Here is a 24,593-nt window from a genome sequence, read left to right as displayed (position 1 = left end):
GACGCCTCGGTCCTGCTGGGGATGTCCCGCCAAGCCGCGCGGATGCAGGAGGTGTGATGGCAGATATCCGGGACGACTCGAAAAAGCGCGGGCTTGAGGCTCCCGAGCGCGAGGGGCAGGGGGAATCGCCGTCGCCCGAACAGGCTGGGCCTGGAGCGCAGGGGGACGAGCCGGAGGTTGAGACCATCGAGCTCGAAAGCCCGGCCGGCTTGAAGGTCACTCTCGAACTCGAAATCCCGGCCCGCTTGCAGGTCACCGGGCCGAAACTCAAGCGCCGGGGCAAGGGGGCCGGGCTTTCGGGGCAGCAGGCCCGCGACGTGTGGCGCGAGGTCGCGCGGGAGACCGCGCGCCGCCTGCAAGCGGAGCGCCCCGAGTTCCTCGAGGAGCTGCGCCAGGCCTTCGCCGAGGCGGAGCAGGAGGGGCAGCGCCCCAGGCTCACACGCCTGTCCTACCAACCCCAGAAGGACCATGAGGGACTGGACCCGGACGGCTACGAGAACCTGGAGTTCTACGGCGACTTCCTGACCCAGGAGGAACTGGCGGAAATCGCCCAGGTGCTGCGCGAACAGCGCATGATGCACCCCCTTCCGGAAGACCCCGAACAGGTCAAGGCCGAGCTGCAGGCCTACGAGGAGCGCCACCAGCGCAAGGACCCCTAATCACCCCGGCGGGCTGGCGACGGCGGCGAGGGGCCGCCGTCTTCGCCATGGGGGACTCGAACGCCGTGGGTGCCGACGGGAATGGAGCGAGCCCGGTCCTCACAGCTCGCCAGGGCCGAACGCCGGGATGGGGGAAGGGACAGGCCGTCCGGGGCGCGGCGGCAAGGGCTCCTCCTGCCCTGCGGCGGGCGTCCGTGCCCGATGCCTACGGTCGGTGGCCCGCCGCCCCTCGGGCGAAAAAAACCGGGCTCGCTGTTCGGCGTCGCGGGGTCGCCGGGCGCGGGCTAGGCCTTGGCCGGGACGGTCCGCCTCCTGCTCGGCCTGGTACTGGGCCTGGGCGGCCTCGAGCTCCCGCTGTTAGAGGCCCTGCAACCCCAGAGCCCGCTCCAGCAGGCTAGGGGGCTTGAGCTGGCCCAGGAAGGCGGCCTCCTGGGGCCGGGGTTGCCCCGCTACCAGCTCGTGGGGGACCGGGGCCGGGGTGAACCTCTCGCGGATGAGCAGGGACTCGAAGCTGATGGTGTCGTCAACCGTGAGGGTGTGCTCCAGGATGCCCTGGAGCTCCTCGACATACGCGGTCAGCTCGGCATTGCGCTCCTCGGTCTCGTTAATGCGGCCCTCCAGGTAGCGCTGCTTGGCCTCCTTGGCGTGCAGCACCATGGCCCGCTCGGCCTCGCGCAGGCAACGGGCCCGCTCCTGCCGCCGGTGCTCGGCCTCCAGTTGCCGCTGCTGCCGGCGGCTTCGTTGGTGAAAGTCACGGGCCGGGTCTGCTAAAAAACCCGTAGTGTTATTCAGCAGCCCTGCAAAAGAGGACTGCTGGCCTGGTGGCTTTACACCCACATAGGGTGCAAAACGGAACATCGCTCGCCTGGGCACCAGCACCGCCAGCAGGTACACTGGTGGTATGAACATCGGCAAGCGCTGGGCTGAACCAGAGTACGGTCTACCCCCGGAGCGCTTCCCCTTCAAAGACCGCATCGAGTTTGAGCAGGACGGGGTGCGCTGGAAGCTGGTGGGCTTTGACAAGGTGCCTTTGTGGAGGCCCGACTACGGCTGGGGCTACCACGCCCTCTACAAGGGCAGCGACGGCTCCTGGGGTGAGTGGCGCTTCCAGTTACAACAGAACCATCTACTACGAGAACGTGCCCTTCCGGCGCATGGACAAGGAAGACCGCCTGCCCGACTGGGCCCCCAAGGAGTAGCGCTACTTCTGCTCCCGCCCTCGGCGCTCCTCCGCCTCCCGTACCTGGGCCTCGAGCTCCTCAGGGTCGTCCGGCAGAGGATTTTTTCGGACATACTCAAGCGCACGGGCAATACTGGCCAGCTCATCCTCGGTAAAAAAGTCGCCGTAGAACGAGAGGCGCTCATACCCCTCCGGGTCGAGGCCTTCGCGGTCTTTCTCGGGCCGGTAGCTCAACCGCATATTCCACTGAGAGTCTTTCATAAGTTCACCACCCTTTGCCGTAAAAGCTCACCGCGTGGATGTCCTGTAGGGGCCGGCCCGGTGGCGCAGGGTGCGCAGCCCCCGGTACCGGTCCCCAAAGCCCAGCTCCCGGTACAGCCGCCCGAAGCGCAGCCCCAGGTTGCGGCTCCCCCTCCGGTGGCCACGCCCTGGGTTGACCGGCAGGGCGGCCTCGGGCTGCGGCCCTGCGTTTTTTCGCTTCCAGCCGGAGGGGGTGCATGGGCCCAGCTTATTACTGCAAGGCATGTTTCGCAATGTCGCCTATTGAGAAATAAAGGGAAAATCAGCAAACCCCATGCGCATCGGTTTTTCTTTGCTATCCCGCACCGGAAGTCGAAAAAGCCCCGGGCCCGGGTGGGGGCAGTACTGGAATACCCCCGCTGTGTTTCTGGGTGCAGGGGGTACGGCAGGGCAAAAAAGCACCCAGGCTCTCGCCTGAGGGCAACGCCACCACCCAGCCCATCCGCCCAGGCCGGGTCATGTTTCAATCCTCACTCAGGCTCCCACCTGAGTGCGACGTATAGGGAAGAAAGGTAGTTTGGCCTTTCCGTGTTTCAATCCTCACTCAGGCTTTCACCTGAGTGCAACCTTGGAGTTGACCGCCACACTTGGTAAGGGTGAGGTCGTCGTTTTGTTCCCGAATGCGTCTCGGACGTACATGCACAAATCCCTGTTTTTGTCAAAATCGCGCGAAATGATGTGCTCATAGCGACACCACTGGTGTGTTCATTTCATCCCGGCAGGAGGCCGAGATGGAAGAATCCTTGCGTCACCTGCTCAATGAGTTCATGACCCTCAAGGAAGAGCAACTGAGCGCCACCAGCTACCGCAACTACCGCTTCGCCCTGAACAAGTTCCTCGACTACTGCGCCTCCCGGGAGGTCGTCTACGCCTCCCAGGTCAACGCGCGCTTCCTCCTCACCTTTGCGGCCTGGACCCGCCAGCAGCACAAGGGAGAATTGGGGTCGCAAGACCAAGGACAAGCTCCCCGACTCGGCCGTGCATACCCGGCTGCGCCCGGTGCAGACCTTCGTCAACTGGTTGCACGAGTACGAGGTTGTTGCTGGGCCAAGCCCCTTCGAGAAGAAGGACTTTCGCAAGGCTTTCTTCCCCAAGCTCGACGACCGCAAGGACCTGCCTGTAGTGCAGACGTCGGTCTTCCACAAACTCTTCGCGACGGCGGGAAAAACCCGCAACCCCCTGCGGGACCAGGCCATCATCAACCTGCTTTTCGACTCGGGACTGCGTGCGTGCTGTGTAACCTCGAGCTCACCGACCTGCGCGACGATGGCACCGTTCTCATCCGCCAGGGCAAGGGCGGCAAGGACCGTATTGTGCCGGTGAGCCGTCAGGTACGCATTCGCATTAACCGCTATCTGCGGCAGGAGCGCGGCGAGCACGAGTCGCAAGCACTGTTTCTGTGCGGGTACGCGGGCCACGTCAGGGCCATGAACCGCCTCAGCCTGCGCCAGCTCATCGAGCGGCTGTGTGACAAGGCAGGGGTGCCCCACATGACCTCCCGCTCCTTCTGGCGCGGCATGGTCACGGAGATGGACGCCAACGCGGTGAGCCGCAAGGTCATCCAGCAGCTGATGGGCCACTCACGTATGAAAATGGTGGACACGTACTCCAAGCTCAGCGTCCATGACGCCATCGAGGCCCACCGCAAGGGCAGTCCGCTGTCAGCCAAGCGCTGAGCCACCGGCAAGCCGAACCCCCGCCGCGAGGGGGGTTGTCTGTGCTTTTACAGGCCAGAGGGGCTATGCCTTCCCCTGGCCGTCCTTGTTCTTCAGCACGAACTCAAGCATCCCCTGCAGCAGCCGGTGGACTGGGGCCAGCCGGGGGGGTACGGGCACCTGCCCCAGTGCCTCGAGAAGCATCTGCCCGAGCTCGGGGTTCTTGTGGATGACCTCCACCAGCTTGCCGGCATACTGTGTGGTGTTTTTGGCCACGGGGCGGGCCATCCACGGCTGTGGCGCTTTCACTACCAACTCCAACAGCTTGGCCAAGCCCAGCAGCCTGCCGCCCACCGCTGCCACCCGCGCCTGCGGGAGCAGTACCCTCACCAGCGTCAGCAGGATGTCGGGGTGCTTGCCGAGGGTCTCGAGCACACGCTTAAGCCAGTGGTCAGGGCCAGTGGTAGAAACCACCGCCTCTACCTCAGCCTCGTCCAACCCTGCTGTCATGGCTTTTGCCTGAGCCTGAGCCCCAGGCTCGTCGATGGACTGGGGCTTGTTGGCCTGGATTTGGTGTCTACGGGGGCTGGCTTTCACCGATGCCTTCACCAATCTCATTTTCATATTGTTTCCACCTCCAGTTTAGTATCCAACGGTCAAAAAAGCTACAGTCCGCATGGAAAAAGTTTCTGCAAGCTTACTGTCGAAACCAGGCTTGCCCGTAGGGCCACCAGCGGGGTTTTATCCCCTCCTCGACGCTTGGGATTGACCAAGTGGCCCTGGATTCGTGCCATGGTTAGAATTGGCTTACTCATCTGCCGGGTTTATGTAATCTGCTTAGGGAAAACTGTAGGGTCTCCACACACCACAGGAGGGCCGGTTGAACGTCTTTGAACTGCGCAACAACCTTATTCGCGACTACCGACGCTTCGTAGAAAGCTTTGTCCGCATCCGGGACGACCGCATCGCCGAGCACGTACGGGCCAGGCTGGATGAAGGGGCCCTGTGGCCCGACCCGCTCGTACAACTGAATCCGACCTTCGCGCCGGGCCAGCCCCTCGAGCGCCTCGTCGAGGAGGGCCTGCTACACCCCGAAACCCTGCGCATCTTCCGCCTCAAGGACCGCCCCGACCAGCCCCTGCTCAAGCTGCACCGCCACCAGGAGGAGGCCATCCGCACCGCGGCGCGGCGGGAGAACTACGTGGTGACCACCGGAACCGGCTCGGGCAAAAGCCTGACCTACATCATCCCCATCGTTGACCACGTGCTGCGCCACGGCAGCGGCCGGGGCATCCAGGCCATCGTGGTCTACCCGATGAACGCCCTGGCCAACAGCCAGTGGGGGGAGCTGCACAAGTTCATCAACGAGGGCTACCCCGATGGCAAAGGCCCGGTGCGTTTCGCACGGTACACGGGGCAGGAGAACGAAGCCGAGCGGGCCGAGATTCAGTCCCGGCCCCCGGACATCCTGCTCACGAACTACGTCATGCTCGACCTCATCCTCACTCGGCCCCGCGATAAGAACCTCATCCACGCGGCCAGGGGGCTCAAGTTCCTGGTGCTCGACGAGCTCCACACCTACCGCGGGCGCCAGGGGGCCGACGTGGCCTTGCTGGTGCGCCGCCTGCGGGAGCGCCTCGAGGCCCACGAGGTGGTGTGCGTCGGCACCTCAGCCACCATGTCCAGCGAAGGCGGGCCCGAGGAGCGTAAGCGCACCGTGGCCCAGGTTGCCTCCCGCATCTTCGGGCGGGAGGTCAGGCCCGAGAACGTCATCGGAGAGACCCTCCAGCGCACCACCCGGCCCTACGACTTCTCCGACCCGCAGGTGAGGTCGCGCCTGCGCGAGCGGGTGCGGGCCGCTTCGCAAGGGGCAGAGGCCGCCTGGCCGCTGGACTTCGCGGCCTTCGCCGAGGACCCCCTAGCGAGCTGGGTCGAGCAGACCCTGGGGGTGCGCGAGGAAGGGGGGGTGCTGGTGCGCCAGACCCCACGCCCTCTGACCGGGCCGGAGGGCGCGGCGGCCGAGCTGGCCGCGCTGGTCGAGCTGCCGCTGGAGGACTGCCGGCGGGCGCTGGAGGAATGCCTGCTGGCCGGGTACCGCCTCACCAACCCCGCCAACGGCCTGCGGGCCTTCGCCTTCCGGCTGCACCAGTTCATCAGCCGCGGCGATACCGTCTACGCCTCGCTGGGCGAGCCTGAGGAGCGCTACATCACCCTGCAGGCCCAGCAGTTTGTCCCGGGCCGCCGCGAGGAGGTGCTGCTGCCGCTGGCCTTCTGCCGCGAGTGCGGGCAGGAGTTCTACACCGTCTGGCGCCTGCAGGGCCCGGAGGGCACCCGCTATGAGGCCCGCCGGCTCAGCGACCGCTACTCCGACACCGGCGGGGAGCCGGGGTTCCTCTACCCTGGCGAGTGGCCCGAGGACGAGGAGGAGCTCAAGGAACGGGTACCGGAGGACTGGCTCGACCCCGTCGAGCGCGAGCTCAAGCGCGATAAACGCAAGCGGCTGCCCCAGCGGGTGACGGTGGGCCTTGACGGCAGGGAGGTCCCCACCGGCCGTGTACTGCACTACCTCGAGGCCCCCTTCGAGTTCTGCCCCCACTGCGGGGTGGCCTATGGGGCGCGGCAGACCTCCGACTTCGGGAAGCTCGCTACCCTGGGCTCTGAAGGCCGCAGCACCGCCACCACCGTGCTCTCCCTCGCCACCGTGCTGCATCTGCGCAACACCGAGCTGCCACCCCAGGCCCGCAAGCTCCTCTCCTTCACCGACAACCGCCAGGATGCCTCGCTGCAGGCGGGCCACTTCAACGACTTCGTGCAGACCGGGCTGCTGCGCTCGGCGCTGTACCGGGCCCTGGTGGAGGCGGGCGAACGGGGGCTGCGCCACGACGAGCTCACCCAGAAAGTCTTCGAGGCGCTGGGCCTATCCCTGGCCGAGTACGCCAGCAACCCGGAGGTCAAGTTCGCCGCCCGGCAGGACACCGACCGGGCCCTGCGCGACGTGCTGGGCTACCGCATCTACCGCGACCTGCTGCGCGGCTGGCGCATCACCGCGCCCAACCTCGAGCAGGTGGACCTGCTGCGCATCGACTACGAGTCGCTGGACGAGCTGTGCCGGGCGGAGGAGGAGTGGCGGGGCACCCACCCCGCCCTGGCCGGTGCGGCCCCAGAGGTGCGGGCGCGGGTCGCCCGGGTGCTGCTCGACTACCTGCGGCGCGAGCTCGCCATCAAGGTGGATTACCTCAACCGCGATTTCCAGGAGCGCATGGCCCAGGCCAGCAACGCCCGGCTGATAGCGCCCTGGGCGCTGGAGGAGAACGAGAAGCTCGAGTACGCCCGCGTGGCCTATCCGCGCTCGATGCGCCCGGGCGAAAGCCGCGAGGCGGTGTACGTCTCCTCGCGCGGGGCCTTCGGCCAGTACCTGCGCCGCAGCAACACCTTCCCCGGGCTGCGCTCCACCCTCAAGACCGCCGATTCTGAGGCCATCATCAAGGACCTGCTGCGCGCGCTGAGCGTGGCCGGGCTGGTCGAGCCGGTGGACCCTGAGGGCGACGGCTACCAGGTGGTGGCCGCCTCCTTTGTGTGGCGTGCCGGGGACGGCACCCGGCCCGGCGGCGACCCCCTGCGGGTGCGCCTGCGCGAGAACGCCGAGCGCGAGGCCAACCCCTTCTTCAGCGAGTTCTACCGCTTCACCGCCCGCAACCTCGGCGGCATCGAGGCCAAGGAGCACACCGCCCAGGTGCCCTCCGAGGAGCGCGAGCAGCGCGAGGCCGAGTTCCGCGAGGGGCGGCTGCCGGTGCTGTACTGCTCGCCCACCATGGAGCTGGGCGTGGACATCTCCACCCTCAACGTGGTGAACCTGCGCAACGTGCCGCCCACCCCGGCCAACTACGCCCAGCGCTCGGGCCGGGCCGGGCGCAGCGGCAGCCCGGCGCTGGTCTTCACCTATGCGGCCAGCGGCAACTCCCACGACCAGTATTTCTTCCGCCGCCCCAGGCTGATGGTGGCCGGCGCGGTCACGCCCCCGCGGCTGGACCTGAGCAACGAGGAGCTCATCCGCTCGCACCTGCAGGCCATCTGGCTGGCGGCCACTGGGGCCGACCTGGGCCGCTCGCTGGCAGAGATTCTGGAGGTGGAGGGCGACGAGCCCACCCTGGCCCTGCGACCCTCTGTACGCGAGGCCCTGCAGCGTCCCGCCGCCGGACAGGAGGCCCTGGCCCGCGCCCAGCGGGTCCTGGCCGACCTGATGGGTGAGCTCGAGCAGGCCCCCTGGTACACCCCGGGATGGGTGGAAGGGGTAATAGAACAGGCCTACGCCCGCTTCGAGGAGGCCTGCGAGCGCTGGCGCACCCTCTACAAGGCAGCCCTCGAGCAGGCCCGGCTCCAGGACAAGGTGGTACGGGACGCCAGCCGCAGCGCCTACGAGAAGGACCAGGCCCGCCGCCTGCGGGCCGAGGCCGAGTCGCAGCTCAGGCTGCTGACCGAGACCAGTGAGCTGGCCCAGTCGGACTTCTATTCCTACCGCTACTTCGCCAGCGAGGGCTTCCTGCCCGGCTACAGCTTCCCCCGGCTGCCGCTCTCGGCCTTCATCCCGGCCCGGCGCGGGGTGAGCAAGCGCGATGACTACCTCTCGCGCCCGCGCTTCCTGGCCATCACCGAGTTCGGCCCCTTCTCGACGCTCTACTACGAGGGCTCGAAATACGTCATCAACAGGGTCATCCTGCCGCCCGGCAGCGAGCAGGAGCTGCGCATGACCGAGGTGAAGCGCTGCGAGCAGTGCGGCTACCTGCACCCGGTGGACGCGGCGAGGGGGCCCGACCTTTGCGCGCGCTGCGGGGCCGAGCTGCCCTGGCCGCGCACCAACCTCCTGCGCATGCACAACGTCTCCACGGTAAGGCGCGAGCGCATCAACTCCGACGAGGAGGAACGCCAGCGCCTGGGCTACCGGGTGCTCACCGGAATCTCCTTCCCGCCCCACGGCGCCCAGCCCGCTTTCCAGAGCGCCCAGGCCTTCCGGGAGGGCCGGCTGCTGGCCGAGCTCACCTTTGCCCAGGCCGCCAGCATCTGGCGCATGAACCTGGGCTGGGCCCAGCGCAGGAACAAAAACGAGGAGGGCTTCCTGCTCGACCCCGAGCGCGGGACCTGGCTCAAGCGCCCCAGCGACCCCGAGGAGCTCGACGAGCAGAACCCTACCAGCCGGCGGGCGGTGCCGGTCATCCCCTATGTGGAGGACCGCAAGAACGCCCTGCTGCTGCGGCCCGAGCCCCCGCTCAGCGAGGTGCAGTTTGCCTCGCTGCTGGCCGCGCTCAAAAGCGCCATCCAGGTCAGCTACCAGCTTGAGGAGAGCGAACTGGCCGCCGAAATCCTGCCCGACGAAAAGACCCGGCGCGAGCTCCTGTTCTACGAGGCGGCGGAGGGGGGTGCGGGGGTGCTGCGCCAGCTGGTCAGCGACCCTGCGGCCCTGCCCCGCGTGGCCCGCGTGGCCCTGGAAATCTGCCACTTCGACGAGAGCGGCACCGACAAAGGCCACGCCGTCCACGCCAGCGAGATTTGCGAGGCGGCCTGCTACGACTGCCTGATGAGCTACAGCAACCAGCGCTTTCACCGGCTCCTAGACCGCAAGGCCATCCGCGACTACCTGCTCGAGCTCGCAGGAAGCCAGGTGGCCACCTCTCCGGTGGGCGCCCACCGCGCCGAGCATCTGGCCCGGCTGCTGGGCCAGTGCGAGTCGGCGCTCGAGCGGGAGTTCCTGCACTTCCTCGAGGCCCGCCACCTGGCTTTGCCCAGCCGCGCCCAGGTGTTCATCGAGGAGGCCGCCACGAGGGTGGACTTCATCTACGACGCCGAACGGGCGGTCATCTACGTGGACGGCCCCCACCACCTCTACCCCGAGCGCCGCGCCCGCGACCAGCAGCAGGAGCGCCTACTGCGCTTGAAGGGTTACTCTGTCCTGCGCTTCGCCGCGCACGAGGAATGGGAGGCCAAGGTGCGCGCACGCCCGGACATCTTTGGAGGTCTCACGTGAACAAATCCCTTACCTACCCCGATGGGGGACTGAACTACACCCCAGGCTCGCTCATCAAGGCGCGGGGGCGGGAATGGGTGGTGCTGCCCGAGTCGCAGCCGCCCTTGCTCATCGCCCGGCCCATCGGCGGCACCGAGGAGGAAATTAGCGGCATCCACACCGAGCTGGAGGAGGTCAGCCCTTCCAGCTTCGGAGCCCCCACCCTGGACGACCAGGGCGACTACCGCTCAGGGCGTCTGCTGCGGGAGGCGGTGCGGCTGACCTCGCGCAACGTGGCCGGCCCCTTCCGCTCCTTCGGGCGCATCGCGGTGGAGCCGCGCCCCTACCAGCTCGTACCGCTCTTGATGGCCTTGCAGCAGGACCCGGTGCGGTTGCTTATAGCCGATGACGTGGGAATCGGCAAGAGCGTGGAAGCCCTGCTCATCGCCCGCGAGCTTCTGGACCGGGGCGAAATCCGCAGCATGGCCGTGCTGTGCCCGCCCCACCTGGCCGAGCAGTGGCAGAGCGAGCTCTCCGAGAAGTTCCACCTCGAGGCCGAGCGGGTGCTCTCCTCCACCGCGGCCCGCCTGGAGCGGGGCCTGCGGGTGGGGGAGACCCTCTTCCAGCGCTACCCCCTCACGGTGGTCTCGCTCGACTTTATCAAGAGCGAGCGCCGCCGCGAGGAGTTTTTGCGCACCGCCCCCGAGCTCATCATCGTGGACGAGGCCCACACCTGTGCTTACGGCGGGGTGAACCGGGGCGGCCAGCACCAGCGCCACACCCTGGTAGCCCGCCTGGCCGAGGACCCCGGGCGCCACCTCATCCTGGTCACCGCCACCCCCCACTCCGGCCACGAGGAGGCCTTCCGCTCGCTGCTGGCCCTGCTCGACCCGGCCTTCCGGGAGATGCCCCCCGACCTCAGCCGCCAGGAGGCCGAGGGCTGGCGGCGTCGGCTGGCCCGCTACCTGGTCCAGCGCAAGCGGGCCGACATCCGGCATTACATGCAGGAGGACACCCCTTTCCCCGAGCGCCTCGAGGCCGAGGTCAGCTACAGCCTTTCGCCCGAGTACGGGCGCCTGCTGGACAGGGTGCTGGCCTACGCCCGGGAGCTGGTCAGCGACCCCACGGGCGACCAGCGGCACCGGCGGGTGCGCTGGTGGGCGGCCTTGGCCCTTTTGCGCTCGGTGGCCTCGAGCCCCCGCGCCGCCGCGGCGGCCCTGCGCAACCGGGCCGCGATGGCCGACGCCGAGACCGCGGCCGAGGTGGACGAGCTGGGCCAGCGGATGGTGCTCGACCAGGACGAATACGACCAGGAGTTCGACCTCACCCCGGGGGCCGAGGTGGGCCCGGAGGAGGCCGAGCGGCGCAGGCTGCGCGAGCTGGCCCGCGAGGCCGAGGCCCTGGCCGGGGCTAAAGACCGCAAGCTGCAGGGGGCCATCGAGCTGGTGAAGGGCCTGCTGGCCGAGGGCCACCAGCCCATCGTCTTCTGCCGCTTCATCCAGACCGCCGAGTACGTGGCCGAGCACCTGCGGCAGGCGTTGGGCGCGGGGGTGGCGGTGGAGGCCGTGACGGGCCTTTTGAGCCCGCCCGAGCGGGAACTGGCCGTGGAGCGGCTGGGCGCCCAGCCGGTGCGGGTGCTGGTGGCGACCGACTGCCTCTCGGAGGGCATCAACCTGCAGCAGTACTTCAGCGCGGTGCTGCACTACGACCTCTCCTGGAACCCCACCCGCCACGAGCAGCGCGAGGGCCGGGTGGACCGCTACGGCCAGCCGCGGCGCCAGGTCAAGACCCTGACCTATTTCGGGGCCAACAACCCGGTGGACGGCATCGTGCTCGAGGTGCTGTTGCGCAAGCACAGGGCCATCCGCAGCACCCTGGGCGTCTCGGTGCCGGTGCCGGTGGACAACGACGCGGTCATCCAGGCGGTGATGCAGAGCATGCTGCTCAGGGACACCCGCCGCGCCCAGATGCAAAGCCTTTTCGAAGCCTTCGACGAGCAGGCCCTCGAGGTAGAGTGGCGGAATGCCGCCGAGCGAGAGAAACGCTCGCGCACCCTCTTCGCCCAGCACAGCCTCAAGCCGGAGGAGGTCGCCCGCCAGCTTGCCGAGACCCGCCGGGCGGTGGGCTCGGGGGTGGAGGTGGAGCGCTTCTTGCGCGAGGCGCTGGAGGTGCACGGCGGCCAGGTGCAGGCCTCGGGGGAGGGCCTGTTCTACTTCGACCTCTCTGGCCTGCCCCGCGCCCTGCGCGACCTGCTGGGCCGCGACCGCCTCAAAGGGCGCTTCTCGCTGCCGGTGCAGCCGGGCGAGGAGTACATAAGCCGTACCCACCCGCTGGTGGAGACCCTGGCCAGCTTCCTGCTGGAGGGGGCCCTGGACCCGCTCTCCCCAAGCCGGGCGAGGCGGGCCGGGGTGATTGCCACCGCCCAGGTGCGCGAGCTCTCCACCCTGCTCTTGCTGCGCCTGCGCTACCAGCTCACCACCACCTCCACCCGCAAGGACAGGGCACGCTGGCAGCAACTGGCCGAGGAGGTGCACACGGTGGCCTTCCGCGGCTTCCCCGAGGCACCACAGTGGCTGGACGAGGCGGAGGTGGAGGCCCTGTGGCAGGCCCGCCCCACCGCCAACCTCTCCCTGCCGCAGGCCCAGGAGTTCGCGGCTATGGTGCTGCCGGAGCTCGCGCAGTTGCAGGGCTACCTCGAGGGGGTGGCCCTCGAGCGGGCCGTGCGCTTCGAGGAGGACCACCGGGCCGTGCGCCAGGCCGCCGACCTCAAACTGCGTTACGAGGTGGAGCCCATCCTCCCGGTGGACTTGGTGGGCGTGTACATCTACGTTCCCAGGTAAGCTTGAGTTGAACGCCCGAGGACTATGCCGAAAAATCACTTTCTTACCAACGTCAAAACCGTCGGTGGCCTGCTGCCCTCCGAGCTGTTGCAGCGCATCTCCGCCCTGGACAGGGGGTTGGGCGGCCTCGAGGAGGACGACTACCACCTGGTGGGCGAGCGCCTGGGCGAGGCCATCAGCCGCAGCTGGGGTCGGATGCTGGCGGTCTGGGCTGGCTTCCGCGCCGCCCGGGCCGGCCTGCCCCCGGGCGACGCCGCCACCGGCCTGACCCGCGAGAAGCTGCTGCTGCCGCTGTTTGCCGAGCTGGGCTATGGCCGCCTGCCGCTGGCCCGGGGCCTCGAGCTGGGCGGCAAGCCCTACCCCATCTCCCACCTGTGGAACGGGGTGCCCATCCACCTGGTGGGGGCGGGCGTGGACCTCGACCGGCGCACCCCCGGCCTGGTGGGGGCCGCCCGCCAGAGCCCCCACGGGCTGGTGCAGGAGTACCTCAACCGCTCCGAGGCCCTGTGGGGCTTCGTCTCCAACGGCCTCAAGCTGCGCCTGCTGCGCGACAACGCCGCCCTCACCCGGCAGGCCTACGTGGAGTTCGACCTCGAGGCCATCTTCGAGGCCGAGGCCTACCCCGACTTCGCCCTGTTGTGGCTGCTGGCCCACGAGTCGCGGGTCTACAGCGAAGGCCAGCCGCCTTCGGGGTGCTGGCTCGAGCGCTGGCAGCAGCAGGGGGCCGAGCAGGGCAAGCGGGCCCTGGAGCGCCTGCGCGAGGGGGTGCGCGCGGCCCTGCTGCACCTGGGCGAGGGCTTCCTGGCCCACCCGGCCAACACCGCCCTCAAGGAGGCCCTGCGAGAGGGCCGCCTCACCCCGCAGGGCTACTACCGCGAGCTTTTGCGCCTGGTCTACCGGCTATTGTTCCTGTTTGTGGCCGAAGACCGCGAGGTGTTGCTCGACCCCGAGGCCCCCCCGGAGGCCCGCCGCACCTACCTCGAGCACTACTCCACCGCCCGCCTGCGCCAGATCGCCCAGCGGGTTCGGGGCACCCGCCACCCCGACCTCTACCACCTGCACAAGCGGGTGGTGGGCTGGCTGGCCGAGGGGGGCGCGCCCCAACTCGCGCTCAAACCGCTCAACTCCCAGCTCTTCGACCCGACGGCCACCCCCCACCTCTCACAGGCCGAGCTTGCCAACCAGAGCTTCCTCGAGGCCATCCGCTCGCTGGCCTTCACCCAGGACGACGCGGTGCTGCGCCCGGTGGACTACAAGAACCTGGGGGCCGAGGAGCTGGGCAGCGTCTACGAGCAACTGCTGGAGCTGGTGCCGGAGGTGGACGTGGCCGCGGCCCACTTCGCCCTGCAAAACCGCTCCGGCAACGAGCGCAAGACCACCGGCAGCTACTACACCCCCGACGCCCTGGTGCAGGTGGTGCTGGACGAGGCCCTGGAGCCCCGCCTGGCGGAGGCCCTGAAGACACCCGACCCCGAGCGGGCCCTGCTCTCGCTCAGGGTGGTGGACCCCGCGGTGGGCTCGGGCCACTTCCTGATCGCCGCCGCCCACCGCATGGCCCGCGCCCTGGCTAGGATTCGTTCTGGCGAGGACGAGCCCAGCCCCGAGGCCCAGCGCAGCGCCCTGCGCGACGTGATCCGCCACTGCCTGTATGGGGTGGACGTCAACGAGATGTCCGCCGAGCTGTGCAAGGTGGCCCTCTGGATGGAGATGGCCGAGCCCGGCAAGCCGCTGGGCTTCCTGGATCACCACATCAAGGTGGGCAACTCGCTTTTGGGCGCGCCCCCCAACTTCTACGAGCTGGGCATCCCCAGCGAGGCCCACAAGCGCGCCGACCTGCCGGAGGCTGCAAGGGCCCTCTCCAGAACCCTGGGCAAGAAGAAGCTCGAGGCCTGGCGCAATCAAAGCCACCCCCCGCTCTTCAAGGAGCCCCTCAAGGTTCCGCCCCTCGACACCCCGGAGGACGCCCTCGAGCAGGTGCGCGCCAAGGCCCAGGCCTACCGGGCGTGGCGCGAGAGCGAGACCGTGCGCAGGTACGAGTTTTTGGCCGACTACTGGACCGCGGCCTGGTTCGCCCGCCCAGCGGACGGGCAGAAAGCGCCGGACATGGACGGCCTCACCGCCCTGGCCGAGGGGCAGTTCAGCCGCCTGGGGGTCGAGGAGCAGCGCCGGAAAAGCGGGCTGGCCGGGCCTGTGGACGAGGCCAAGGGCAAATACCGCTTCTTCCACTGGTGGCTCGAGTTCGCCGAGGTCTTCTTCGACCCCGAGACCGGCGAGCTAAAGCCGGGGGGCGGCTTCGACGTGGTGCTGGGGAATCCACCGTGGGAGCGGGTCAAGCTCCAGGAGAAGGAGTTTTTTGCGGGCCGCCACGAGGAAATCGCCCAGGCCGAGAACGCCGCCAAGCGCAAGCGGCTCATCGAAAGCCTCCGGGAGAGCGACCCCGCGCTCTACGCGGCCTTTCAGGAGGCCCTGAACGCCGCCGAAAACGTTAGCAACTTCCTGCGCACCTCCGGGCGCTACCCCCTCACGGGCGGGGGTGACGTCAACACCTACCAGGTTTTCGCCGAGCTGGGCCGCGCGCTGATGGGCCAGCAGGGCCGCGCGGGCCTGATTGTGCCCACCGGCATCGCCACCGACGACTCCAACAAGGACTTCTTCGCCGACTTGGTGGCGCAGGGGCAGCTGGCCGCGCTGCTGGACTTCGAGAACCGGGAAGGCATTTTCCCCGGTGTGCACCGCTCGTACAAGTTCAGCGTCCTGGCAATGCGGGGCCGGGCGTCCCGCACCGGCGAGCCCGCCAGGCTCAGCTTCTTCGCCACCAACGTGGCCCACCTTGGCGACCCCGAGCGGGTCTTCAGCCTCACCCCGGAAGACTTCGCCCTGCTGAACCCCAACACCCGCACCTGCCCGGTCTTCCGCACCCGCGCCGACGCCGAGCTGACCAAAAAGATTTACCAGCGGGTGCCGGTGCTGTGGAGGGAAGAACCGGAGGAGAACCCCTGGGGCATCAAGTTTCTGGCGATGTTTCATATGTCCAACGACTCGAGCCTCTTCAAAGGGCGGGGGGAGCTCGAGCGCGAGGGTTTCGTGCTGCAGGGCAACCGCTTTGTGCGGGGAGAAGAAACCTACCTGCCCCTCTACGAGGCCAAGCTCATCTGGCACTTCGACCACCGCTTCGCCACCTACGACGGGGCCGATACCCGCGACATGACCCCCGCCGAGCACGCCAGCCCCGAGGCCCTGCCCCTGCCGCGCTACTGGGTGCCCGCCGAGGAGGTGGAGGAGCGCCTGGTGCAGCGAAACCGAGAGGGGAATGTGGTGTGGCAGTGGACGCGGGGGTGGTTATTGGGGTTCAGGGACATAGCACGGTCTACTGATGAGCGCACGGCGATTTTCTCGCTGATGCCGAGGGTGGGGGTTGGAAATACAAGCCCGTTACTATTGTCTGATGAACACGCTCCATTACAACTGGCGTTGTTGGCAAATATGTCGGCCTATGTTCTGGACTTCAATGCCCGCCAGAAAATTGGCGGAACCCACCTTACGTACAACTACCTCCGTCAGTTTCCCGTTCTTCCCCCATCCGCCTATCAGCCCCAAGACCTCCACTTCATCGTCCCCCGCGTCCTCGAGCTCACCTACACCGCCTGGGACCTGGCCCCCTTCGCGCAGGACGTTTGGGAGGAGTCGGGGCCGGAGCTACGGGGGCTGTTGCGCGCGCAGTGGGAGGCCAACGGCGGCCATCCCGATAACCCGCCCGGGTGGGTCGAAGGCGCCTACCCCTTCCCGCCCTTCCGCTGGGACGAAGAGCGCCGCGCCCGGCTGCGGGCCGAGCTGGATGCCTACTACGCCAGGCTCTACGGCCTTTCCCGCGAGGAGCTGTGCTACATCCTCGAGCCCCAGAGCGTGAAGGGGCTGCACTTCCCCAGCGAGACCTTCCGGGTGCTCCGGGACAAGGAAATGAAAACCTACGGCGAGTACCGCACCATGCGGCTGGTGCTCGAGGCCTGGGACCGCCTGGAGCACCGCAGCGAGGTGGTGTTCCCCAAGCCCGTGCCCCAGCCCCGCCACGACCGGCGCGAGGTAGCCCTGGCCTACCTGGTCAAGCGCTTCAGCGAGCTCGGCGTGGGCGGGCGCACCCGGCTGCAGAAGATGCTCTACCTAATGCAGACCCACGCGAACGTGCCGCTAGGCCTGCATTTCCGCCGGAGGCAGTACGGGCCGTTCGAGGAGGTCGTGTACCGCCTCGAGCAAAAGGCCATTCAGGATGGCTGGCTCGAGCGCCGCACCAGCGGGAATATGGAGATATACCAACCCCGCCCCGGCATCGAGGGCCTGCTGGAGGAGGTGCCCGCCGTGCTGGGCGACGCGGTGGGGAAGGTGGAGGAGGTCTTCACCGCCTTCATGGGCCAGAACACCGACTTTATCGAGGCGGTGACCACCCTCTACGCGGTGTGGAACGACGCCCTGCTCGAGGGCCGCCAGCCCAGCGACCAGGAAATCATTCACGAGGCCAAGTACGACTGGCACCAGGGCAAGGAACTCACGGGGGCACCCAACCTGAGGGGGCTGCTCCAGTGGATGCGGGAAGTTGGGCTGGTGCCGCAGGGGCAGGGCTCGAGCACCAAAGGGTAAGGAGAGGGGGGGATGCCCCCCAGGTTCATCGCCGGGTGATGCTCGAAGGGCTTCTCCAGCAGCCGCACCTCGGGCATGCCGGTCAGGTTCTGGGCTTCCTCGACGGCGGCGTGGGGGATTTCCTCCAGCGTCACCAGCCCGTCGTGCTCGTGGGCGATGACCGTGTAGCCATACTTCTCCGACAGGGCTGCCAGGGTGTGGACGAACAGAGCTTCTCTGCCCTGGAGGATGAACGCGGCCAGCTTGCGGCGGAGCTCACCCTTCTTGTACTCGCTCAGGCAAAAGTGCATGCCTACAGCGTTCTTGACATACTGCTTGCCCTTATCACCGGTGTAGCAGTTCTGACAGCGTTTCCCAGTACTACGCCCCACAATACCCCGCGTGGGCAAACCAGCCTTGAAGGCTTGTAGCTTGTAGGGCGTTCTATCGGGAACCGCTGTGAGGGGCAGGCTTGGACGAACTCGCGGTGGCCCCCTGCTGTGAGGTACAGGGCCAGATGTCCATGGGCTGTGTATCGCCCAGGTGTGGGAAGCTGCTCCAGGGCGGATAAGTAGACATTTCCCTGGTGGTATTTGGTGGCCACCTATGGACGGATGTCCAGAGTGTCCGGCCGTCCGAACACTCAAAGCGTTCGGGTGTTCGTGCGTGTTTTTGCCCTCCAGGAGCGTGTTCTGGGCGTTCGGCCCCTGTTCGGAGTGTTCGGGCGTTCGGAGTGTTCGGAACGCTTTTTTGAGCCGTCCTGGAGCGGGTTGGGAGTGTTCGGCGGCCTGTTCGGCGGGGCTATTTTTTTTAGACAGAAAAACTCCGCTAGGCTATCTTGTTCCCGAGGTGAGAGTATGAGCATCGGTCACCGCTGGGCTGAACCGCAGTACGGACTGCCGCCGGAACACTTCCCCATTGACGACCGCATCGAGTTTGAGCAGGACGGGGTGCGCTGGAAGCTGGTGGGCTTTGACAAGGTGCCTTTGTGGACGCCCGACTACGGCTGGGGCTACCACGCCCTCTACAAGGGCGAGGACGGCACCTGGGCCGAGGGGCGCTTCCAGTACACCAACGGCAAGGTTTACCACGAGAATGAGCCGCTACACCGCATCCCCGAGGACATGCTGCTCGCGTGGGCGAGGCCGGGGGAGGGACAGGCGGGGTGAGGCCGTGCCTTTGTAGGCGGGCTCGGCGTCCTGGGTTTTTTGCTTCTCCCACCCCTCCAGTTCCTCGCGCCGTCGGCGGCACTTCTCGGCATAAGCCGCCTCGGCGTTGGCATGTTGCCGCCTTGAGCCGTCAGCCTCTAGGGCTTTGTGAAGCCGTGCCTCCCAATCCTCGGGAAGCACGTAGCTCTTGTCGGGTTTTCGAAGGACTACCCTGAAATGTAGCAGCCGCCTCAATATGCGGCGCAAGGAGCGGGGGTCCTTACCTAGCTGTCGGGCTATGGCCGCGCCGGTGGCTACGGAGTCTAGCGCTTGAAGGGCCACAATAACCTGCCAGGCTGATTTACCTAGCCTTCCTGCCCCCCACCGTGCTTCTAGCAATTTTGGGGACAAACTTCCCCCTCTCCCCACCACCTGTGTATTTCGGAGGGGGAGGGATACGTCCCCTATGTCTTTCTGCTGGCGCACCAGGACGTAGGATTTGGGAACTCTACGGTCGTGGGGACGACCTGGCTGGACCAACCCCCTCTCCTGTAGCCTCCGTAGCGCTGTCTTCGCGGTATCCCTGCTCAGCCCGGTGGTGAGGGCCAGCCGCTCCAAGGGCACGGCTACCTCAACACCCTGGGGGTGTTCCCAAGCCTCAACCCCTGCCGGGCGGTGGGACAAGCCCGCCAGGTGTACGAGCGCTTTATACACCGCCCACTGGCTGTTGCCAGACCGTCCGGACCACGCCCCAGGCCGCCTGAGGATTTCCTCGAACTCGGCCACCGGGCCCGTGAAGCGGTCGGGGTTGACCCTACCTGTGTAGACGGGTCCGTTGGAGCACGCACCCAGGGTGAGCTCTCCGTAAGTTCTTCCGTCCGCTGCGTGACGCTCGTCCCATTTATCGCGGTACAGGGCCGAGTTCCTAAATGCCAGGTCTACCTTCTCTGGCTCCCCCAGCCAGAAGTAGAGCCACCGGCACAAGGCCAGGTCGGCTTCGGATTGGCTGGGATAACCTAGCCCCATCCAATTGCCGCTCCTGAGGAGCTCCGTGAACCGGTGGCCGTTCTTCGCCTCAAGAGCCTGGGGAGGAACGCTCCACCCGTCAATTGGGAGTGTCATAGGGACATTTTTCGGCCCCTCCTTAATTGCACAGGTGGTGGGGAGAGGGGGAAGTTTGTCCCCGGAGCGACCCCCGTCGCTTTCATGGGCATGGGTCCTCAGACCTGCCAACACCTCATCGCAGAAACGTTGGAGTTCGTCAAGCCCTTCCGCTATCCCCAAATTAAACCCCTCCAGTGGCTGACCGGTAACGGTTAAAAAGCGTTTTGAGCTATATACCTCGACGGGACCTCTACGGCGGCCGCTTAGGGGGCTTGTGCCTTTCAGCCAGATGTGGACCCCTTTGCCGGATGGGGAGAGCTCGGTATAAGAGCCGAAGCGGTCGGCAATGGTGTGGATTTCGAGCATGGACAGCCCTTGCCCATCTTTTCCGTCGAGGTCAATCACGGTGTAAGGGTCGTCCTCGGTCAGCACGAAACCTATGCCGTCATATCCGGCCCCGGCGCGAGCAAGCGCCTCCGCGAAGCTGCCCCACGTGGCGGGGTTGTTGACGCTGGCCCTCCGCCCGCTTTTCGGGTCGTAAGGCACCTTGCACTGCTTGCTGTTGCGCTCCTCATACCTCCACACTACCCATTGCGGGTAACCCTTGAGCTCGGCAGGGATGGAGCCCTCAAGCCCGCTCAGGTAAGGTTGGAGCAGCTTGTTCAGGGCCTCCACTGGGGTCCGCCGGACACGTACTATAGCCTCGCTCAACGGTAGGTACTCTGCGTCCAGGCTTAGCAAAGGGTTTCGCCCGAAGCCGTTCAGGTGCCCCTCTGCTAAACTGCCCGCGTAGGGCAGAACCAATCTGTTGCAGGGGCATCCTGAGCAAAACAAAGACGCGCCGACGCGCCCCGAGAGCCAGCGGCCGAAGCCCGCAGCGTAAGCGCTGAGACGGGATGCATCTACGGCCTCCGAGAGGAAGACGAGGATGCTTACCGCCTCGGAGGCCTCGTCGAAGCAGAGGTAAGCCTCTACGACCGCCCGGACTGCGCTGAGCTCAGCCTCGATGGCCTCCTTGGAGCCGCCCGTGGCAATCACGGCGAACCATTCACGGGCCGGGGTTGCCTGCACGGCAGGGTCGAAGGTTTTGAGGTGCGCCTCTAACTCGAAGGGGCCTTGGGTGGGGAAAAGCTCGGTGTACAAATCGACGATGTTTTCTCGCATAGGAGCTCACCAAAAGAGCTCCCGGCGTGTTACAATTGCGTTGTTCAGCCGCAATTTGCCACACCGGGCAAAGAGTTAGCCCCCAGGTTCGAACCTGGGGGCTGGCATCGGACTCGGGTTACTTCTTACTTCTTACTTCCGCCGCGCGAGTGCGGCCAAGCACTCGCAGATGACGATTAAGGCTGCTGAGAACAGGATTCCGACCTCTAGCACGGTTAGACCGCCCTCTTGGGCAACTCGGCAGCTAGACGCTCGACCGAGGCCTTAGCAATGAGTCGGGGGCCGTTGCAACCGGCCTGGACGTAGGTCAGCCTACCCGCTTTGCAGTAGCGGACGACCGTATCCGCAGAGCGGCCCAGCATCCGGGCCGCTTGGCCGACGGTCACGAAATCTTGGGAAAGAGCCTTGTTTACGGGAGTCTTATGTTCCATTAAGTTCTCCTCCATCGGCGGTGCCGTCCTTCATGGCAGCACCTCTACTAGGATGCCCTATACAGGCCACACAGAACCCCGCTATAGCAGCCCGGCCGCTCGGGTGACTCAAGGGTGAGCGGCAATGCTGAAGGTCGCCATAGGCAAGACCCTCGCGTTTGTACGTGGGGTGGACGTTCTGCAGGCCCAGCTCCATCTCGAAGAGCTCGTCGAGGAGGCGGAGCGCGGGGAGGCGGTGGCCATCGAGCGCGACGGCGAGCCCGTGGCGATGCTGGTGCGTTACCGGGGGGGCGTCGCCCCGCGCAGGCTGGGGGGTTGGGAGGGCAAGGTGCGGATGGCCCCGACTTCGACGAGGGAATCCGTCGCATCTTCGAGGAGGGCGAGGTCGAGCCGCCCCTCTGAGGCCGCCGTGGGGGCGCGGCCTCCTGGGCTCACCCGGTGAACGCCCAGCTTTCGGGGTTCCAGTAGGGTAGGCCCCTCCACCACCGCCCCGGTCCCCAGCGCCCGGTTGGTGAACCCCAGCATCCCGTCGGGGAAGAGCACGCAGTCCCCCAGGTCGTGGCCGCTGGCCGACGCGGGGTACAGCCCCTCCAGCGGGGGGAACTCGGCCCCCTGGGGCGGTTCGGCATCGCCGGGCACGCCCTCCATTCGGGCAAGTATCCAGCCGAGGGCGGACTCCTCCAGCGCGAGCCACAGGCGCGAGCCCCCGAGGGGCCAGCGGAGGCCCCCGAACGGGCTGCCCGGCGTGAGGTCCACGGGGAGCCGGAATCAGCCTGCGGGGTCGAGTGCCAGGAGCTGCCGACTCGCGTGGCCGAAGCGGAGGAACCTCCAGTACGGCTGGTTCTCCTGGAAGAGAGGCAGGTGCAGCCTTGTGAAGCCTATCAGTCCGAGCAAATCGCAGTAGTAGCTCGCACTGAGTGCCGCGCTCTCCGCGCCGATGGGCCTGGGGGCCTCATCCTGGGTTCCCCCCGTCGGGGTAGGGAAGCCGGGGGAGCGCAGGAGATAGGTTTGCGCGGCCGGAAGCATGGGCCGGTCCCTAGGGTCCGGGGAGAAGCGGGTCACCGTCACCGCCCCGTAGGTGGGCCTGAGGGAGAGCCGGATAGTCTTTTTGTACTTTCTGGCTCCCCAGCTCAAGGCGCGGTGTCTAGCCAGCACACGCTGTAGCAAAACACTGACAGGTTCTAAATGATGCTTATTCGCCCCCCGCCACCCCCGGCTCAGCTCCCCCTCAACCGCAGCCTTGAGCACGGCTTGGCGGTAGCGCTTTAGCTTAACTAGAGCTTTCTCCAAGGCACTCTTAGAGGCGTCGAGCTCGGAAAGCAACTCATCGAGCTTTTCGACTATACGGCGTTGTTCCGCGATTGTGAGGAATTGGCATTACTAGGACTAGGTCCGTGAGCTGTTTCTTGGCAATTCCGAGAATAGTAGTGCCACGGCCGATTGCCCTGAACATTCGAGCAGCAGAGGAGAGGTAGTACAGCGCATACCGGGGGTCAACCACATAATGCCCACCTACTAAGCCCTGAAAATCCTATCAGGTACACCCCTACCCGCAACGGATTCCGGTGGTCGGGTGGGGAAAAGTGTTGTGCTGGTGTGGCTATAGGGATGTGGGTTTGGTCGGTGCGGCCGTGGTGTGTGTGCTCCCGGTGCTCCGGGCACACCCCCTCATAGCGGATATGGGTCCCCAACCACTGCCGGGACCTACACATGTCGGTGTCGGAGACATACCGGCTCACGCGACGGACCTTAACCCGGCCGTGCAGAGGTTTAAAGTCACTCACTCGGTCGACCTCACCAGGAACTGGGTTTGTGAAAGGTCCCCTTCGCATCGGTCATGACTGGCGGGAACTGACTGGCGGCCAGGACCCCTTTGTGTAGGGAGTGGAAGAAGTCCGCATTGCGTCGCAAGGCCCAGCTTGGCTTGGCCTTGGGGTTACGAATTTGCGGGTTGAGAATCCCGACCCTCTTGCCCAACCTTTGGCGTACCACCTGCACCGGCATCAAGAGGTCGGAATCGTTAGTGACGAGTACCGCGACGTCGAATTGGTCCTCGTAGGCATCCATTAGCAGATGGGTGGCAATATTCACATCCGAGCCTTTCTCCTCGGTCTTTACCACGGTCACGAAGCTCGGAGGAGAAGTCACCGGATGCACCACCATCTTAGGGTAGGAGACCAAGAAGGTGCCCAGGTAGATTTCCACCTGTGGCACGGTCCTTAGCGCTCGCAGGTATACCTGCTGCCGTATGTGCTGGCTTGGGTCTTCGGGTCGGGGTTTGACTAGGGCAGTGAAGTACTTGACCTTCAGGATTGAGTGCCCCTTCAGGGCAAGCTGACTCATTCGATATATGTTCAGCCAACGGTTTGGGGTCCCCTTAAGGGCACCATAATAGAGGTTGAACCCGTCGATGTAGACGATGGTGCGCGGGGCTGACGAGGTCATGCTGGAAACATACTAACTAATAAACGCCTAAACGCCTACAAAATTAAATGCAGAGACCGCCCTTCGGCGGTCTCGCGCTCCACCGTCGAAACGAGTGGAGGGGATAGCAACAATTACTATAACAGGCTAATAGGTTATAGGTCAATCATGGTTGGGGGGTCACGCCGCCAGAGCCTCCGTCAGTTCGCGCATCAGCTCATCAAGCTCGACCCCGAACAGCCTCCTGGCCCGGTAGGCCCCGCCTCGGGCGCTGAAGGGGATGTACTCCAGGTCCTCCTCCTCGATGGCGAGGCTGGCGGCGATGTGGTCGCGCATCATCCTTAGCCATTCGAGCTGCTCGTCGGTGAAGGGGTGGGTCTGGCTGGCCAGCTAGGCCGCGAAGCGCTCCTCCAACGTCTTGGGGAAGGGCCGGAGCTCGGCCTCCTGCTCCAGCGCGAAGCGCACCAGCGAAATCAGGTCGGTGAGTACCCGCTCGGGCTGCGAGCGGCGCACCTTCTCGGGCTGGAGCCGTTCGTACAGTTGCCGGAAGTGCTCAGGGGTGAACAGGGGGTGGGCGCGGGCCAACACCTCGGCCAGCTCCTTGACCTCCCGGAAGGTCAGGTGCCGCCGGGGGTCGGGGCAGTTGGAGGTTAGGTGCTGCACGTTGTACAGCTCGGTGAACCTGCGGGGGTCGTCGGGCGGGGTGTAGCCCTGGAACTCGCGCAGGGTCTGGCGGCCCAGGTTGCCCTGGCCCACCAGGAACAGGATGCGCCTCGCCTCAACGTGCTTGATGAGCTGGTAGCTGGCACTGACGGCGGTGAAGGTCTCCCCGGCCCCGGTTGTCATCTGGATGAGGGCGCGGGGGCGGTTGGCGGTGAGGGAGGCCTCCAGGCCCCGGATGGCCTCGTACTGGCACTCCCGCAGCCCGGCGGGGGGGAGCGGGGGCATCCGGCGCCGCCGGGCCCGCAGGGTGTCGGGCTGCCCCACCCACTCCAGCAGGGCCTCGGGCCGGTGGAAGCCGAGCACCCGGCGGCTGCGGACCTCGGGGTCGGGCAGGTCCACAAACTGGCTCTCGGCCC

The 24,593-nt window shown here is 66.5% G+C and carries 14 protein-coding genes and 1 pseudogene; 6 read left to right on the top strand and 9 right to left on the bottom strand.

The genetic code is table 11. The features are described 5' to 3' along the window. Window positions 1-56 precede the first annotated feature (56 nt). Window positions 57-659 (top strand): hypothetical protein, encoded by a 603-nt coding sequence (locus tag MTAI_RS09310; protein WP_027887937.1) that lies wholly within the window; start codon window positions 57-59, stop codon window positions 657-659. A 357-nt stretch (window positions 660-1,016) separates the two neighbouring features. On the opposite strand, the gene MTAI_RS09305 is transcribed toward MTAI_RS09310, so the two are convergent. The 3 genes from MTAI_RS09305 to MTAI_RS09295 form a co-directional block, all read right to left on the bottom strand. Beyond that, complete coding sequence (locus MTAI_RS09305; protein WP_027887936.1) at window positions 1,017-1,568, bottom strand: hypothetical protein; 552 nt, start codon at window positions 1,566-1,568, stop codon at window positions 1,017-1,019. Window positions 1,569-1,860: 292 nt separating this feature from the next. Then, window positions 1,861-2,100, bottom strand: a complete 240-nt coding sequence (locus MTAI_RS09300; RefSeq protein ID WP_131455658.1) for a hypothetical protein — start codon at window positions 2,098-2,100, stop codon at window positions 1,861-1,863. Between the two features lie 27 nt (window positions 2,101-2,127). Beyond that, window positions 2,128-2,364 (bottom strand): hypothetical protein, encoded by a 237-nt coding sequence (locus MTAI_RS09295; RefSeq protein WP_027887934.1) that lies wholly within the window; start codon window positions 2,362-2,364, stop codon window positions 2,128-2,130. A gap of 506 nt (window positions 2,365-2,870) precedes the next feature. Here MTAI_RS09295 and MTAI_RS09290 point away from each other — a divergent pair. Beyond that, a complete protein-coding gene (locus tag MTAI_RS09290; protein WP_081698381.1) occupies window positions 2,871-3,815 on the top strand; it encodes a tyrosine-type recombinase/integrase in 945 nt (314 codons plus the stop codon). A gap of 63 nt (window positions 3,816-3,878) precedes the next feature. Here the strand turns inward: MTAI_RS09290 and MTAI_RS09285 are convergent, their stop codons facing one another. After that, window positions 3,879-4,418: a hypothetical protein gene (locus tag MTAI_RS09285; RefSeq protein ID WP_027887931.1), complete on the bottom strand. Its 540-nt coding sequence runs from the start codon at window positions 4,416-4,418 to the stop codon at window positions 3,879-3,881. A gap of 256 nt (window positions 4,419-4,674) precedes the next feature. Between MTAI_RS09285 and MTAI_RS09280 the strand changes: the two genes are divergently transcribed. The 4 genes from MTAI_RS09280 to MTAI_RS09260 all read left to right on the top strand — a co-directional run bounded on the left by MTAI_RS09280 (window position 4,675) and on the right by MTAI_RS09260 (window position 18,412). Next, on the top strand, window positions 4,675-9,813 hold the full coding sequence (locus MTAI_RS09280) for a DEAD/DEAH box helicase (protein ID WP_027887930.1): 5,139 nt from the start codon (window positions 4,675-4,677) through the stop codon (window positions 9,811-9,813). Continuing rightward, complete coding sequence (locus MTAI_RS09275; RefSeq protein ID WP_043982221.1) at window positions 9,810-12,632, top strand: helicase-related protein; 2,823 nt, start codon at window positions 9,810-9,812, stop codon at window positions 12,630-12,632. Before MTAI_RS09280 ends, MTAI_RS09275 begins: the two co-directional genes overlap by 4 nt. 24 nt (window positions 12,633-12,656) lie before the next feature. Beyond that, window positions 12,657-17,264, top strand: coding sequence for an Eco57I restriction-modification methylase domain-containing protein (locus MTAI_RS09270; RefSeq protein WP_245453106.1), 4,608 nt, complete (start codon window positions 12,657-12,659; stop codon window positions 17,262-17,264). 836 nt (window positions 17,265-18,100) lie between these two features. Continuing rightward, window positions 18,101-18,412: a hypothetical protein gene (locus tag MTAI_RS09260; protein WP_027887927.1), complete on the top strand. Its 312-nt coding sequence runs from the start codon at window positions 18,101-18,103 to the stop codon at window positions 18,410-18,412. Here MTAI_RS09260 and MTAI_RS09255 read toward each other — a convergent pair. From MTAI_RS09255 to MTAI_RS09230, 5 genes and pseudogenes are all read right to left on the bottom strand, one after another. After that, window positions 18,347-20,659 (bottom strand): phage NrS-1 polymerase family protein, encoded by a 2,313-nt coding sequence (locus MTAI_RS09255; protein WP_027887926.1) that lies wholly within the window; start codon window positions 20,657-20,659, stop codon window positions 18,347-18,349. The genes MTAI_RS09260 and MTAI_RS09255 overlap by 66 nt on opposite strands. A 215-nt stretch (window positions 20,660-20,874) precedes the next feature. Then, complete coding sequence (locus MTAI_RS15725; protein ID WP_223299813.1) at window positions 20,875-21,090, bottom strand: helix-turn-helix domain-containing protein; 216 nt, start codon at window positions 21,088-21,090, stop codon at window positions 20,875-20,877. A gap of 279 nt (window positions 21,091-21,369) precedes the next feature. Further along, window positions 21,370-21,738 (bottom strand): hypothetical protein, encoded by a 369-nt coding sequence (locus MTAI_RS09245; RefSeq protein ID WP_131455654.1) that lies wholly within the window; start codon window positions 21,736-21,738, stop codon window positions 21,370-21,372. Window positions 21,739-22,884: 1,146 nt separating this feature from the next. Next, on the bottom strand, window positions 22,885-23,535 hold the full coding sequence (locus MTAI_RS09240) for an NYN domain-containing protein (RefSeq protein WP_036196990.1): 651 nt from the start codon (window positions 23,533-23,535) through the stop codon (window positions 22,885-22,887). A gap of 159 nt (window positions 23,536-23,694) precedes the next feature. Next, window positions 23,695-24,462: pseudogene (locus MTAI_RS09230) on the bottom strand (type I restriction-modification enzyme R subunit C-terminal domain-containing protein). Between the last annotated feature and the right edge of the window lie 131 nt (window positions 24,463-24,593).

The organism is Meiothermus taiwanensis WR-220 (assembly GCF_003568585.1).
GTDB classification, from domain to species: Bacteria; Deinococcota; Deinococci; order Deinococcales; family Thermaceae; genus Meiothermus; species Meiothermus taiwanensis.
The sequence above is the reverse complement of the archived record's forward strand: the minus strand, read 5'-3'. Positions and strand labels throughout refer to the sequence as shown.